At 53.8% G+C, this 15,484-nt stretch carries 12 protein-coding genes; 10 read left to right on the plus strand and 2 right to left on the minus strand.

Going from position 1 to position 15,484, the window contains the following annotated elements:
* The first annotated feature begins 26 nt into the window (after window positions 1-26).
* The gene (locus tag B4O97_RS07895) at window positions 27-2,615 is read left to right on the plus strand and encodes a HEAT repeat domain-containing protein (protein ID WP_083049807.1); all 2,589 of its coding nucleotides are present in this window, start codon (window positions 27-29) and stop codon (window positions 2,613-2,615) included.
* Here B4O97_RS07895 and B4O97_RS07900 read toward each other — a convergent pair.
* Entirely contained in the window at window positions 2,612-2,956 is a 345-nt protein-coding gene (locus B4O97_RS07900; protein ID WP_083049808.1) for a DsrE family protein, read from the minus strand. The genes B4O97_RS07895 and B4O97_RS07900 overlap by 4 nt on opposite strands.
* A gap of 146 nt (window positions 2,957-3,102) precedes the next feature.
* Here B4O97_RS07900 and B4O97_RS07905 point away from each other — a divergent pair, with 146 nt between their 5' ends.
* The 4 genes from B4O97_RS07905 to B4O97_RS07920 all read left to right on the plus strand — a co-directional run bounded on the left by B4O97_RS07905 (window position 3,103) and on the right by B4O97_RS07920 (window position 7,424).
* Entirely contained in the window at window positions 3,103-4,119 is a 1,017-nt protein-coding gene (locus B4O97_RS07905; RefSeq protein ID WP_096348856.1) for a TRAP transporter substrate-binding protein, read from the plus strand.
* A gap of 63 nt (window positions 4,120-4,182) precedes the next feature.
* Window positions 4,183-4,674 carry a TRAP transporter small permease gene (locus B4O97_RS07910; protein ID WP_083049809.1) on the plus strand — a complete coding sequence of 164 codons (492 nt, stop codon included), beginning with the start codon at window positions 4,183-4,185 and terminating at the stop codon, window positions 4,672-4,674.
* Window positions 4,675-4,676: 2 nt separating this feature from the next.
* Window positions 4,677-5,957, plus strand: coding sequence for a TRAP transporter large permease (locus tag B4O97_RS07915; protein WP_198947035.1), 1,281 nt, complete (start codon window positions 4,677-4,679; stop codon window positions 5,955-5,957).
* A 12-nt stretch (window positions 5,958-5,969) separates the two neighbouring features.
* Complete coding sequence (locus tag B4O97_RS07920) at window positions 5,970-7,424, plus strand: NAD(P)-dependent malic enzyme (RefSeq protein WP_083049811.1); 1,455 nt, start codon at window positions 5,970-5,972, stop codon at window positions 7,422-7,424.
* A gap of 10 nt (window positions 7,425-7,434) precedes the next feature.
* On the opposite strand, the gene B4O97_RS07925 is transcribed toward B4O97_RS07920, so the two are convergent.
* Window positions 7,435-8,115, minus strand: a complete 681-nt coding sequence (locus tag B4O97_RS07925; protein WP_083049812.1) for a response regulator — start codon at window positions 8,113-8,115, stop codon at window positions 7,435-7,437.
* Window positions 8,116-8,297: 182 nt separating this feature from the next.
* Here B4O97_RS07925 and B4O97_RS07930 point away from each other — a divergent pair, with 182 nt between their 5' ends.
* From B4O97_RS07930 to B4O97_RS07950, 5 genes are read left to right on the plus strand one after another with little or no spacing between them, the layout of a single operon-like run.
* A complete protein-coding gene (locus B4O97_RS07930) occupies window positions 8,298-9,869 on the plus strand; it encodes an ATP-binding protein (protein ID WP_083049813.1) in 1,572 nt (523 codons plus the stop codon).
* A 51-nt stretch (window positions 9,870-9,920) separates the two neighbouring features.
* The gene (locus B4O97_RS07935; protein ID WP_158084208.1) at window positions 9,921-10,541 is read left to right on the plus strand and encodes a TetR/AcrR family transcriptional regulator; all 621 of its coding nucleotides are present in this window, start codon (window positions 9,921-9,923) and stop codon (window positions 10,539-10,541) included.
* Window positions 10,542-10,547: 6 nt separating this feature from the next.
* Entirely contained in the window at window positions 10,548-13,208 is a 2,661-nt protein-coding gene (locus B4O97_RS07940) for an efflux RND transporter permease subunit (RefSeq protein ID WP_083049816.1), read from the plus strand.
* A complete protein-coding gene (locus tag B4O97_RS07945) occupies window positions 13,208-13,990 on the plus strand; it encodes an outer membrane lipoprotein-sorting protein (RefSeq protein WP_083049818.1) in 783 nt (260 codons plus the stop codon). The genes B4O97_RS07940 and B4O97_RS07945 overlap by 1 nt, the downstream gene beginning before the upstream one ends.
* Before the next feature lie 11 nt (window positions 13,991-14,001).
* Complete coding sequence (locus tag B4O97_RS07950; RefSeq protein WP_083049820.1) at window positions 14,002-15,303, plus strand: hypothetical protein; 1,302 nt, start codon at window positions 14,002-14,004, stop codon at window positions 15,301-15,303.
* Window positions 15,304-15,484: the final 181 nt, after the last annotated feature.

A 15,484-nucleotide genomic window follows, 5' to 3' on the forward strand; every position in this document is an offset into this window, starting at 1 on the left:
CATCGTTTTATACTAGGGGGATATGCATGAATATACCAGGACTCCTTGGCTCACTGCCGCTATGGATCTATATCGTCGATGCGCTTCTTGTTGCAGGAATAATTGCGGCTTTGATCTGGAGCTTTATCAGTCGTTCCATCTTCAAAAGAAGGCTGGAAAAGGCAGCCGTTGATGAAGAGGCTGCCCGGCACCTGGTGCTGGAAAAATACGATACCGGGGCTCTCATCCGGCGTTCCCGGATGATCGAAGCCGGAGCGGATAAGTACGGGGACGGACTGCTGAAAAACCTTGGGATTAGCAGGATCTGGGTAGAGCTTGTTCGGCGCCGCAAGCGGGTATCGGACATCCGGCGGGTGCTCAAATTTATCCCTGAAGAGGGGCTCTTTTACGTGTTTCTGGCAGTTCTCGACAAACCACGGAAAACCAGATATCTGACGGACTGGCTCAAGGAGAGCGGGGATCTGCTGGCCATGCGCCGTATAGCCCTTTCCGGAAAAGGTGAGGATTTCGACGGCCGCAAGGCGCTGGAGATCTTCGGGGAATACATCTCCCACATCCGTGAGATGACCGGGGATCCCGAGTGGGCCTCCCGTTATTTCGCGGTCAAGATCCTTCTGCATCACGATGACGAGCGTTCACAGCGGGCGGTCTGGGACTGTCTGCATGATACCCATGCCCTGGTACGGCGTACGGTGGCCACCGAGCTGAAGACCGACAGGGAGGATAAATTCTTCGAAGCCCTGAAAAGCCTTTTCACCGGAGATCCGGTATTCGAGGTCCGCCGGGCTGCGAAGGAGAGAATCAACCTGGACTTTGCGGATCGGGAAGTGCTGGACGTAAAAAAACTCAGCGAAGTCCAGGCCTTTCATGTCCTCGACCTGATGAATCCGGAATTCGCCCAGGACGAAAACACCGCCCTCTCCTTTCTGGACAATGACAACAAAGAACTTCGCCTGAGTGCAGCGTTCTTTCTGAGCCGCCTGGGTACACTGGACCGCCTCTTCCAGCAGGTTGATCTGGGAGACCGGGAGCTGCTGGACCGAAATTTCAAACTTCTTACCAAGGCAGCGGAAGTCGGTATTACCGGATTCATGAAGGCTGTATCTTCGAACAGCAACCCGGCGACCCTGCTGATCGCCGCACGGCTGCTTCAGAAAACAGGATCCAGAGAACTGATCAACAGTCTCGCCAGGGCAGTGTTTTCCTTCAGCGATGAGGAAAAAACTCATTCCGATAAAAAAAGACTTTACGAAGAAACCTTGAAAGCAATCAAACTGCGGGGAACCTGCGATGCAGTTCAGCTGATATGCGAGGAACTGGAGAGGCAGTCCCACAAGACCGCCTTTCTGAATCGAATCCTCCCCTCCCTCCCGGAAAGCGGAGACTTTCTTGTTGCCCCGCTCCTTGTCAGAATGCTGAAGGATCCCGATGTACCGGAGCGGGATCTTGTACGGGAAACCCTGCTGCGATTTGACGAGTGCTTTTACCAGGGGGAGATAATCGCCATTCTCAAAGCGGAACGGGAGGAATATCCCCATCAGGTGCGTATCGATGCCCTTAAGCTCCTGGCCCAGCTGAAGAAACCATACTGTCTCCAGCACGTTCTGGAAAACCTCGCAATTCTGCCCCTTGATGAAGCACGTTATTTTACCACCATCCTCGCCGATTTCAGCGGAGACCTTTTCAACAAGCGGGTTGAAGGCATCCTGGAAAGCGATGACGCCCATGTCCGGGCCTCCCTTATTGCCGCCCTGCCGGCCACCGGCATCAAGGAGTTTGTAGCCCCCATCCGTAAGGCCCTCAAGGATGCGGACCCTGAGGTTCGCATCGCTGCTGTCTGGGCACTCCACGATTACCAGGAACAGCGAGCCCTGAACAGTACCGTGGAGATGCTCCGGGATCCGGTGGAACGGGTCAGGGTACAGGTCGCCAGGGCCCTCGGCTCCCACGGTACTGAAACTGTTCTGGACCGCCTCAAGGAACTCCTCTTCGACGAAAACGAGGTATCCACCGTCAAGAAAGCCGCCATCGCAGGGCTCAGTTTCTCGGAGACCCGGGGCAGCGTTGATGTTCTGGTGGAAAAGCTGAGGGACATGACCGGAGAACTGAAGGATGAGGTCATTCGGGCCCTGGCGGAAAAACACGACGCCCGCAGTCTTACCCGCATGATCGAGGTTTTCAAGGACGCGGAACCTAAAATCAGGGAAGCCATGAGCGAAGCCTTTAAACGGATGCGCAGCAGGGGGGAGGAATCCCTGGTAAGCCTGCTGGATGAGGACATTCCCTCTCTTCTGCCCCTTATTTACAACATCCTTGAGGAAACCGGCTGGGTGGAAAGCATAATCCGGCGACTGGCCAAACGGGACCCGAAGGAACGACGGGAAGCGGCCGCCCTTCTGGCCCGTATCGGGACCAGAGCAGCCTTCAGAGGTATCGTCCTCGCCGCCCGGGACCCCGACGAGGACGTCCGGGTTGAGGTTACCAAAGCCCTCGAGTATCTGAACACCCCTGAAGGAGCCGAGATACTCTCCGACCTGGAGAATGATCCCGACAAGCGGGTGCGCAAATATACCCTGTGGGCCCTGGAGCGGATAAAAGCCAGGAACCTGGACTAAAAGGTAATAAGCGTATACCCCTGGTCAATATAGGCGCTCATGGAGGGATGCCCCTTCATGTCGCCTCCCAGGGGCAGTCCCTGGGCCTCCACTTCAGCGCTTACCCCCAGCTTGGCCGAACAGGCCCTGCAGACCACATCGATCATTCCGGAACCCTTCAGATTTTCCCACAAGGGTGCAAAGGCCGCCCCCGGTTCCGCCATGGCCTTAGGGATTGTGACGGCGCTGCCTTCCAGAACTACTTTTACCTCATGCCCCTTTTCACGCATATCAAAAGCGTTGAGCATTACATGAACAAAACAGATCGGGTCCCCGTTAAAGGCAAACAATACATATTTCATGGTCCGTTTCTCCTACTGAAATGCAGAAATCGTCCTGTCTCATGATAAAGAAAGAACTAAAAGAAATAAACCATGGATATGTACAATTTATTTACGGCCCCTCCCCGGCGTGAGAGCATTGATTCAATCAATCCAAGGAGGCTTGTATGAAAATCTTTGCACGACTAAGTATCACTGCTCTTCTTCTGTTGGGACTCGTTTTTACATTGACAGCGGAAGGAAATCAGGAATCCGGCAGTGCTTCGGGAGAAATAACCGAAGAAATCGTAATCAAACTGGGGCACATCGCCGATCCTTCCCATCCCTATGCCAAGGGGGCTGAGGAGTTTGCCAGACTTGCTTCAGAGAAATCCGGAGGGATGATCCAGGTCAAGGTATTTCCCTCCTCACAGCTTGGGGGTCAAAAAGAGCTGATAGAAGGAATAACCTACGGCTCCATCGATATGGCCCTTGTGGGAACCGCCGTCCTGGGTCAGTTCCAGCCTCAGATTTCTCTCTTTGACCTGCCCTTCCTCTTCAGGGACCGGGACCATGCATACGAATCCCTCGATACCGTCGGAATGGAACTGGGTGAGGAGCTTGAGAAAAACGGAATCAAGCTTCTGGGATACATGGAAAACGGCATCCGCCACCTGACTAATGACCGTCGGGAGGTCACCTCCCCCGCCGATATGAAAGGACTCAAGATCCGGGTCATGACCAACAAGATCTACATTGCCATGATGAAATCTCTCGGAGCGTCCCCGACTCCCATGGCCTTCGGCGAACTCTATTCCGCCATGCAGCAGGGCGTTGTTGACGGCCAGGAAAACCCGAGCGCCCACATCTGGACGAGCCGTTTCTTTGAGGTACAACAGTATGCCTCAAAAACTGCCCACGCCTATGCTCCGGAGCCCGTTCTGATTTCCATGGTTACCTGGAAGAAACTTCCTGCTCAGGCCCGGGATATCATTCTTGAATCCGCCAAAGAAGCCATTTCCTGGCAGCGCCAGCTTTCCACCGACCAGGACAACGAATTCTGGGACAAAATTATCGCCACCGGCAAAATGAAGGTAACCGAAGTTGACCGTCAACCCTTCGTTGAAGCCACGAATCCGGTTTATGCCGAGTTTGCAGAAATGGTGGGACAGGCAAATATCGATGCCGTCCAGGCAATCAAATAAGCATACCACTCCACTCCTCCCGGGACCCTTTGCCGGGTCCCGGGACTCTTTACAGGAAATACAATGGAAAGATTATTCTTCGCCCTGAGAAAAATTTTATATTTCATCTCCATAGCCGCCATTGCCCTGATGCTGGTAATCATTTTTTTCCAGGTCATATCCCGCTACATCTTCGGCTACACCTTTGACTGGTCTGAAGAACTGTCGAGGTTTCTCTTTGTCTGGGTTGTCTTTATCGGTTCCGCCCTGATTATCGGGGACAAGGGACACATGGCGGTTCAGCTTCTTCCGGACATGCTTTCCGGAAAACGGACCGGCTTTTATCTGCAAATCTTCATAAAACTCGCGAGTCTCGTATTCATTCTTCTGCTCATCGGGCAGGGATCAAAGATGACCAGGACCATGATGTTCCAGACCGCACCGGCACTCAACCTGCCCATGGGAATCGTCTATGCAATTATTCCTGTCAGCGGGGTGCTGATGCTGCTCTATCTGACAAGGGATTCCCTGGTCCTGTTTGCAGAAAACAGGAAAACCCGCGGAAAGGAGGCCTGATGATGGAAATTCTATTACTCGGATCGTTTCTCGTGCTGACCTTTCTGGGGGTACCCGTCGCCTTCTCCCTGGCCCTTTCGGCGGCGATAGTCCTGGTCGGCTTTCTTGACCTTCCCCTGGTACTGATTCCGCAGCAGATGTACGGGGGAATCGACTCCTTCTCCTTTATGGCGGTGCCCTTTTTCATGCTCGCCGGGGCATTCATGTCCGCCGGAGGGGTAACAAAACGGCTGGTAAACTTTGCCTCAGCCCTGGTTGGATGGCTTACCGGAGGACTGGCACAGGTCGTAGCCGTGGCGGGCATGTTCTTCGCCGCCATATCCGGCTCTTCCGCGGCCACCACCGCCGCCATCGGGTCCACCATGGTGGATGAGATGGAAAAGAAGGGCTACGACCGCGAATGGGCAACCGGCGTCGTCGCTTCAGGCGGTACCGTCGGCATCGTCATCCCCCCCTCCATCACCCTGGTTGTATACGGGGTAATTGCGGGAACCTCCATCGGCGATCTCTTTGTCGGAGGATTTGCCCCGGGAATCCTGATGGGCATAAGCATGTGTCTGATCAGTTTCTTCCTGGCAAAAAAGAAGGGACTGCAGCCGGAGGGAAAATTCTCTCCGAAACAGGTGATCGTTTCCTTTAAAGACTCCTTCTTTGCCCTTATGACGCCGGTCATCATCATCGGCGGAATTTACGGCGGAATCTTCACTCCCACCGAAGCCGCCGCGGTTGCCGCGGTTTACGGAATTGTCGTCGGCATGTTCATCTACAAGGAACTCAAGCTGAAGGATTTTCCCGGGATCCTGTTCGACGCGGTGATAAGCACCACCCTTATCATGTTCATCGTGGGGGCGGCCAAGATGTTCGGCTGGCTGCTCACCAACATGGAGATTCCCCACCGCCTGGGCCATTTTATCGTCTCCGTCACGGAATCACCGGTGATATTTCTGATGGCCATGAACGTTCTTCTGCTGGTCATCGGGACCCTGGTCAACGCCTCTGCGGCTGTCATCATCCTTACCCCTATCTTCCTGCCTGTAGCACTGCAACTCGGTATCGATCCCCTCTTCTTCGGGGTTCTGATGGTAGTCAACCTGGCGATCGGCTGTATTACCCCTCCCGTGGGACTGGACCTCTTTGTAGCCAGCGCCATCACCAAGGTTCCCCTGGAGCGGGTCATGCGCGCAGTATTTCCCTATCTGGCGGGACTTCTTGTGTGCCTGATCATCCTTACCATGGTGCCTGATATCATCACCTTCCTGCCTGATTTATTAACCAGCTTATAAAAGGACATACAGATGAAAGAGATTTCTTTAAGCCTTGATAATCTTGATGAACTTTTTTCCGAAACCCTGGACCAGGCGCAAACCGCGGCTGCCAAGACCCTCTTCCTCAAAAAACTGGCGGAGTCTTCCCACCGCTTTTACGGGGGGAAAATGCAGACTCTGCCCAAGGCGGGGGTCTTCGGCTTCAACTGGTTCAACGTCTGGTACACCCCCGGGGTGTCGCAGATCTCAACCACCATCCGGGACAACAATCAATCCTCCTGGGAACTCTCCAACCGCGGCAACCTGGTGGCGGTAGTCAGTGACTCGACCCGGGTCCTGGGGGACGGTAACTGTACACCCCCGGGAGGTTTGGGGGTCATGGAAGGCAAGGCCTTTCTGATGAAGTATCTCGGCGGAATCGACGCCACCGCGGTCTGCATGGACAGCCGTAACGAGCAGGGTGAACACGATCCTGACGCCATAATCGAGTTTGTAAAACGTCTGCAACCCTCCTTCGGTGCCGTCAACCTGGAAGACATCTCCCAGCCCAACTGCTACAAGGTGCTGGACACCCTCAGGGAGGAGTGTGAGATACCTGTCTGGCACGACGACGCCCAGGGAACAGCCTGCGTCACCCTGGCGGGACTTATCAATGCCCTGAAGGTGGCGGAAAAAAAGATGGAAGAGGTCAGGATCGTGATGCTGGGCGCAGGGGCCTCCAACGCCACCATTGCCCGCATCATAATCAAAGCCGGAGGGAACCCGGAGAATATGATCATCTTCGATTCCAAGGGCTCCCTCCACGCCGGACGGGAGGACATCCGGGCTGATTCCCGTTTCTACCGAAAATGGGACCTCTGCCTCAAAACCAACCCCAAAAAAATCCCCACAGTAGAAGAAGCAATCAAGGGAGCGGATGTACTTATCGCTCTTTCAAAGCCCGGTCCTGATACGGTCAAGCCCGAATGGATCAGTTCCATGGCCCCGAAATCGATCGTGTTCGCCTGTGCAAACCCTGTGCCGGAGATTTATCCCTACGCAGCCAAAGAAGCGGGAGCCTTTATCGTCGCCACCGGCAGGGGAGATTTTCCCAACCAGGTAAACAATTCCGTCGGTTTCCCGGGGATACTGAAAGGGGCTCTCCTTGTACGGGCCGGAAAGATCTCCGACGGCATGACCATCGCGGCAGCCGAATCCCTGGCAAGCTTCGCCGAGAAACGGGGAATCGGCCCGGACAATATAATCGCCACCATGGACGAGACCGGGGTGTTTCCCTACGAGGCCGCGGATGTCGCCCTCCAGGCAATGAAAGAAGGACTCGCTCGTCTGAGCCTGACCCGGGAGGAGATCTACGCGGCGGCTGAAAGGGACATCAAGGAAGCCCGGGAGCTGACCAGAATGATGATCGACGGCGGATATATTCAGCAGCCGCCCCAGGAAATGCTTCAGGAGGCCTTCGAATGGGCCCTGGCAAGACTGGAATGAAACTGTGAAGCTATCTCTGACTTGAATACACCACCAGAGGACGGCCGACCTTCCGGTATTCGAAATCCTTGGAAACCAGGCCTCTTTCGTGGAGGTATTCAAGATACCTCCGGACGGTGATCTTCGAAAGGGAGACCCGGCTTATTACATCCTCGATGGTAAAGGATGTATGTAACGAATCAAGGGCCTCAATTATTCTGTCCAGGGTATATCGCGTTATACCCTTGGGCAGTTTTTCCATGGAATCGGGATGCTGATTATAGGCAACAAATTCATTGATTTTTTCCTGGTTGTAATGCCTGTTCTCATTCAGGGAATCCTTGTAGTCCCGGTATTGTTCAAGGGCGTCCCTGAAGCGGGTAAAGGCAAAGGGTTTTACGATATAATCGAAGATGCCGTATCGCATGGAGCATTCAACTGTTTCCGCATCATGGGCTGCAGTAATAAGAATGATGTCCGCGGCGTATTCATGTTTTCGAACCATCTTCAGGAGTTCGGTCCCATGCATATCGGGAAGATAAATATCGAGAATAATCAGATCTATCGGATTGTTTTCCAGATAGGTCAGCGCCTCTGCGGCATCTTTGGCAATCTTCTCAACACTGAAGCCGCTAACCTCTTCAGCAAATTCTTTGTTGATCTCGGCAACTTTAAAATCATCCTCTACTATCATCGTTCTGATGCTTTTCATATGCGCCCCCGCACATCATCCCTGACAGTGATACAATACCTCCGTTACCGATATCCGTTCTCTGTCGCTGCAAGACATGATAGGAGAGAAAACTTGACCAGTCAAGAAAGAAAAACCGCGGTCTCGTCACCGTTCCATGGCACTCGGGAGAAAACCGTGATAGGCTGTGGAGGTTTTTCAGCATGAAACAGGTATTTTCCCTGCAGGCCAGAATCTTTCTGTTCATCGCCGTGCTGCTCCTCTTTGCCCTGGGCATCGAAATAATCACCTTTAACAAGCAGATTGAGCAGCATATAATCAACGAAGGAAAGAGGCAGACCCTCACCATCGCGGATACAGTCTCCCGGGACCCCAGGATTATCGAAGCTTTTTCTGAGGCGGACCCTTCATCCACAATCCAGCCTGTAACAAAAAACCTGCAGGAGATGACGGGTGTGAGTTTTATCGTCGTCATGAACATGGAGTCCATCCGTTATTCCCATCCGGAACCCGACAGAATCGGCAAGCATTTTGTGGGCGGTGATGAACAGGAAGCCATCCGGGGAAAACGGTATACCTCCACAGCAAAGGGCACTCTGGGGATTTCCCTCAGGAGCTTTGTACCCATCCTCTCGGAAGACGGGCAGATTGGGGTGGTCTCCGTGGGCAAGCTGCTGACGGATATAAAAAACCAGCAGCGAAAATATACGGCGGTACTGAACCTGCTGACCCTCGGAACCCTTGTTATAGGACTGATCGGTGCAATCCTGTTGTCCAGGAATATCAAGAAAACCATCTTCGGACTGGAACCCTACGAGATTGCCGCCCTTATGGAGGAAAGGGATATTCTTCTTTCCAGCATAAACGAGGGAATCATCGCCATTGACAGAGAGCGCACTATAATCGAGTTGAATGAAAACGCAAAACGACTGTTATCCCTGGACGGCGATTGTATCGGAAAACCGCTGCAGGAACTGTTCCCGGAGACACGGCTTCCGGAGATTATGAAATCCGGAATCCCCCTCATCGATCAGGAGGAGACCATAAACGGTCGAATCGTCCTCTGCAGCCGTAAACCGATGATATCCAGGGGAGAAACAATAGGGGCTGTCGCCTCCTACCGCGATATGAGCGAAATCAGGAAACTGGCCGAGGAACTTACAGAAGTAAAAAGTTACATAAACGCCCTGCGGGCCCAGCACCACGAACACCTGAACAAGCTCCATGTAATATCCGGCCTGATTCAGCTGCACCGTTTTAAGGAAGCCGCCAGTTACATTACCGCCACCATGACAAAGCAGCAGGAACTCTTCGACTTCCTGAGGAACAGGATCGGATCGCCGGCTATCTCCGGACTGCTGCTGGCGAAAATAAAAGAGGCGGGGGAGAACCACATTGAATGCACAATTGATCCAGAAAGCTCTTTTCCCAGGATACATACGGAAAATGTGGATTCCTTTGTAATAATCATAGGAAACCTCATTCAAAACGCCATAGACGCCCTTAAAACGGATAAAGCCTCAGTGAAGAAAATCACGGTTCTCCTGAAGCACGGGACAGATTCTATACTGATCGGGGTTCGGGATACCGGACCGGGAATCCCGAAGAAGTACCATGACCTGATCTTCACCAAAGGCTATACCACCAAGGAGGAATCGGGAAAACGAGGCTACGGACTCTTTCTGCTGAAGCAGCACGTATCCAGACTGGATGGGTCCATAGAGATAGAAACCTCAGGAGGAACCTGCTTTGTGGTAAAAATACCGAGGCATTAGTTGCATTTTTACACTTATACTGTATAATTAGTGTAAATTATGTCCCAGGGTATGAAAAACAGGATCATCCAGGGAGCCGCCGAGCTCTTTACCCGTTTCGGTTACGCCAAGGTCAGAATGGAAGAGATTTCTGAGCGTCTTGGAATCAGCAAGAAAACTATTTATAACCATTTCGCCAGCAAAGAGACTCTTTTCAACTCGATGATCGAGACCATGGTAGAACGTATCAGCTCCGAGATGGAGCGGATTACCGACGACCTTTCCATTCCTTTTCCGGAAAAGCTCAACCGTATTCTGGAACACGCTTATCATGAGATCGGCATGAAGGATTCCGCTTTCTTCAAGGACCTGAACCGATACCACGAGGGCCTTGATTCCCGTCCCATCGTACTTCTCAGAGAGTCCACCCTGGACGTCATTACCAAGCTTATCCAGCAGGCGGAAGAGGAGGGGATTATAGCCGTTTCGATTCCCCGACAGCGCCTTGCTCAGGTTTTTCAGAATATTGTGGAAGGAGTTACCTCGCAAAAACACCGGGAAGAGAGCGCTGTATCCCGGGTCCAGGTACTCAAGGACAGTGTAAAGATAACCCTGGAAGGAATACTGACCCCCAAAGGCAGGGATCTTCTCACGGATTCAGTCCTGAAACCGGTCATCCCGCTGGAAGGGTAAACCTTTATGAAACTGCTTTATCGCTACCCCATGATCAACATACTGCTGTTTCTCGGAATAACCCTGTTCTTTAGCCTGCAGCTTCCGGATCTGAGATTCGATAACGAGGTACTGAACTTTCTGCCCGAGGACAACCCCGCCAGGCTCGCGGTGAAGGAACAGCAGGAGCTCTTCGGCGGAGTCATGCTGATCGATGTGGCTATGGAAGCCCCGGAGGACAGCATCCTGCAGCCCGAAGCCCTTGGAATCCTGCGGGATATAACCCGCCGTATGGAAGAAATTCCCGGCGTGGAGGAGGTGAAGTCCCTCTTCTCCACTGACTACATTCGAGGAACCCGGGGAGGAATGGTCGTTGAAGCCCTGATCCCCGGGGAGGGGCCCTATACCCCGGAGGACGCGGCGGCCCTCAAAGAGAAGCTGATCTCCTGGAAGATCTATCATGGTCTCCTGATCTCCCGGGATTACAGCGCAACCCAGATCGGGGTCCGCTATTCAACTGAGCTCAGTCCGGAGGAACAGGAGACCATCTATCGGGAAATCCTGAATATAACCGATACGTACGCCGAGACCCCCTATCGTTTCCATGTTGCCGGAACACCAGCCCTCACCGTCCTTGTCAGCAATAATATGCGCAGTGACCTGAAAACCCTGGTTCCCTTCGTGCTGATTGTGCTTCTGCTTGTCCTGAGTCTTACCTTCCGCCGCCTCCTGGGGGTTCTGCTCCCGATGATTACCGTGAGCATCAGCACTGTCTGGATTATCGGTGTCATGGCGCTGCTGCATATCCCCCTGTCGATACTCGGCACGGTCATCCCGGTACTGATGCTGGCTGTGGGATCGGCCTACGGAATTCACCTGATGAGCCGCTATTTCGACGAAGCCGATCCGAAGGAGGAGCAGAGGGAGATAGTCTTCAGAACGTTGCGCCACGTGGGGCAGCCTGTCGCCCTCGCAGGAATAACCACAATCATCGGCTTCGGTTCCCTGGGAGTCAGTCAAATTGTTCCCATGCGCAGCTTCGGCATTTTTACCGCCCTGGGGGTCGTAATCGCCCTGATTACCGCCCTGCTCTTTCTGCCGTCTGTCCTGCTCCTGAGGCGGCGACCATATCAGAAGAGGCGTCCGGGCACAGGCAGCGGAGGGGTCTTCATGAGAACCCTTCTGGAGAAGCTGCTCGCTAATACCACGAAGGGGAAAACCGCCGTACTCGTTATTGCTCTCCTCGTAAGCCTCGGTGCCGCCTGGGGCGCCGCACAGCTGATTGTGGATAACGCCCTGGTGGAATACTTCAAGGATTCCACCCACATAAGGATTTCCGACCGTTTTATCCGGGAAAAGTTCGTGGGGACCAAAAGCTTCGACATCATCATCTCAGGGGAAAAGCCCGGCGACATGGCGGAGCCCCGGATACTCGCCGCCATGGATAAACTCGCCGCCTGGCTGGAAAAGAACTATTCACAGGTTGCGAAGGTCGTCTCCTTCTCCGATTTCATTCGGCGAATGAACCAGGTCATGCACGTTGACGAACCGGGGAAACTGGGCTCCGAAAACATTCCGGCTGCAGACAGCAGCTGGAGTGAAAGCGAGGAATGGTCGGAATCCGCCTTCTCACGGAACGATCCGAAAAGCGGCACGGAGCATGACCCCTGGGCGGAAGCCGCCGCCTGGAGTACCGGTCCGGAGATCCAGGAAACGAAACAGGCCAACACCGCTGCAGCGGACCCATATACCGCGGCGGCGGAACTTCTGTTCCAGGCCTGCGCCGGGGCCGATACCATGGAGATTGGAACCTCCGAACTGATCCGCCTTACCGGAGTCCTTACCAACCGCGACGGCCTTGCCTGGGACGAGATCCCCGCCGATCCGCTGCGTTACGGACTGGAAAGCCCTGAGGATCTCAGGAATCTGATAAGCCAGTACCTGCTGCTCTACTCCGGGAGCCTGGACTCCTTCGCCGACGACGGCCTGGAACCCCGGACCGCCCGCATGGCCGTCAGCCTCTCAACACCGGGAAATATCTTTACAAAGGAACTACTGCAGGCAATCGAAACCTTTGTGTCAAAGAACTTCCCCCCCGGGTACTCCGTCGGGTATGCCGGAATCGCCCTTGCAGAGAAGGCGGTGAGTGATCTTGTTACCGGGGCTGCGATTCAGAGTATCCTGCTATCCCTGGCAGCTGTTTTCATTATCGTTTCACTGAACCACCGTTCCCTGGCGGTCGGACTTATCGGCGCAGTCCCCCTGGGACTGACCGTGCTGATAAACTTTGGAGTGATGGGGATAAGCGGTATAAAACTGGACATCGCGACCTCCATGGTGGGAAGCGTTGCCATCGGGATCGGTATTGACTACACCATCCATTTTCTGTCCGCCTACCGCCAGGCCCGCCTGGTAACGGAGGATGTATCCCAGGTTACCGCATCGGCTCTCCGGACCAGCGGAAAAGCCATCATCTATAATGCCCTGTCTGTAGCGGCGGGCTTCCTGGTACTGGGTTTCTCCCGTTTCAATCCCCTCATGTACCTGGGGATTCTGATTTCCCTTACCATGATTACATCCGCCGTTGCCTCACTGACCGTGGTTCCCGGACTCCTCAATACCTTCAAGCCTGCAGGCATGGCAAGGAGTCCAGGACCTCACCTGACCAATCAAAAGGAGGATACGTAATGAGCAGGAAAATCTTTTTTCTGGCGAGTATTCTGTTCCTCTCTGCTGCCGCTGCAAACGCCCAGACCGGGCGTGAGATAATGGAATGGCTGGACGCTGCAAACGAGCCTGATACCAGCCATGCCCTGGTAAAAATGAACATAATCGAAGCTGACGGATCGCTTAAGGAGCGCGTATTCGAAGAGTGGAGCGCCCTGGATACAACCGGAAGGAAGCACAGGGTTATTGTCTTTCACACCCCTGCCTCTGTCCGGGACACCAGGTTCCTGGTCAAGGAGAACGAGGACCGTGATGATGACCAGTGGATCTATCTTCCCGCCCTGAGGAAGGTACGGCGAATATCCGCATCCGAAGGAGGAGACTCCTTCATGGGGACGGAGTTCAGCTACGATGATCTGAAAAGCAGGGAGATTGACGACTACAGCTATACCCGACTGGGGGACGGCGAAGCCCTGGGCTATGCATGCTGGATCGTTGAATCCCTCCCCAAAGCAGGGACGGAAAGCCAGTACAGCAGGGTTCTCCGCTGGATTACCAGGGACCGGGAAATCATGCGGACTCTGCGGATGGAGCTCTTTGGAGAGGATGAAGAGATAGAGAAGATATTCACCGTGGAAAAGCTGGAAATCGTGGACAGCTACTGGACCCCCCTGTCGGTGCTGATGAAAAACACACGAACCGGTCGGGGGACCCGGCTCGTACAGCAGCGGATAGAACTCGACAAACCGGTAAATCCCCGGCGATTCACCACCCGCTACCTGGAAACAGGCAGGACCGAATAGGAGGACAATACATGAAACAACAGTGGATTCTTCTGGTGATACTTACTGCTGTCTTTGGAGCAGGGCTTCACGCTGAAGAAGAAGGCTTTAACGACGGCTCCTTTTTTGAGAAGGAAGATCAGACGGTACCAGCCTCATCACCCCTGGAAATCGGCGGAAGACTCGAACTGAGTACCCGTTATGCCGTCAATGATGACGGTTTCGGCGACGGAGAAGAACTTCTCAGCGTTCCTGAACTTCGTCTCGATCTGGATTTTCGTGGAAAAAAGACTGATATCCGGGTCAGCGGCCGGGTTGAACAGATCCCCGGAGAAAAGCAGGCTCAGGGCCGAATCGATGAGGCCTACCTGCGATATTACGCCCGATACTTTGACCTGGAGATCGGATACATGAAACCAATCTGGGGCCCCGGAGACAAGGTCCATGCGGTAGATATCCTTACCCCCATGGATTACAGCGATTTTATCAACCCCGACTACGCGGAGCGCAAGGAGGCGGAAGCAATGATCAAGTTGAACATCCCCGCCAAGGATGGCCTGCTTGAGCTGGTCTACCTGCCGGTCTTTACCCCGGACACAATCCCCTGGGAAGGGACATGGGTCCCCCGGGATGTAGCAGAAGTTCAGGAAGCAATGACCTTCTACGGCATTTCCACTCTGTCGGAAGAAGAAACCGCGGATTTTTCCCACAGCAGCTTTGCATTCCGCTATACCGAAAGCATCGGTTCCTTTGACCTGGGGGGTATCTACTACCTGGGCTACTACCGTCAGCCGACGGTCAATATCGCCGATGAAAGCTTGAGTTACGACCAGGTCAACATGGTGGGCATTCACGGGACAGCCGTCGCCGGAGAACTGACTCTGCGGGCCGAAGCCGGCTGGTACGCCACCGGGGATTACCAGGGGGATGACCCGGAGGTCCGGAACAGCGAATTCCGCTGGGTTGGAGGCTTTGACTGCAATCTGCCGGTCTCACGGATCAATATCAACATTCAGGAAACGGGAACCCTGCTTCTGAACAGCGATGCCATAGAATCCCCACAGGACGTTCAGATCAATAGCCCGACCACCGAAAACATGCTTATCCTCTGCATCAGGGACTCCTGGAACAGGAATACCGTTGAACCTGAACTGAAATTTATCCTGGGTCTGGAGGACCGGGATTACCTTCTCAAACCCTCCATAAAAGCACTTTTCCACGACGAACTGGAATTCTCCCTTGCTGCCTCCATTTTCGGTGGCGACGAAGGCGGCAACTTCGGCCATTTCGACGAAAGGGATTTTATTGAACTCAGTTTTTCCTGCCTTTTTTAAAACTGGCTCCTGAAGGGCTCAATCGCCTTTGCAGAATATTCGCCGGCGAAGGGGGTGCGAGCCCTTCGCCGGCCCTTTTCCTTTACTTGCCAAAACACCCCGCTCCTGATAATAATGATGTACCCGTTAACAGTCGACGAGAACCGCGGGAGACGGAGGCTTCAAGCCGACGGCGACCATA

This window comes from Marispirochaeta aestuarii, from assembly GCF_002087085.1.
GTDB lineage: Bacteria > Spirochaetota > Spirochaetia > JC444 > Marispirochaetaceae > Marispirochaeta > Marispirochaeta aestuarii.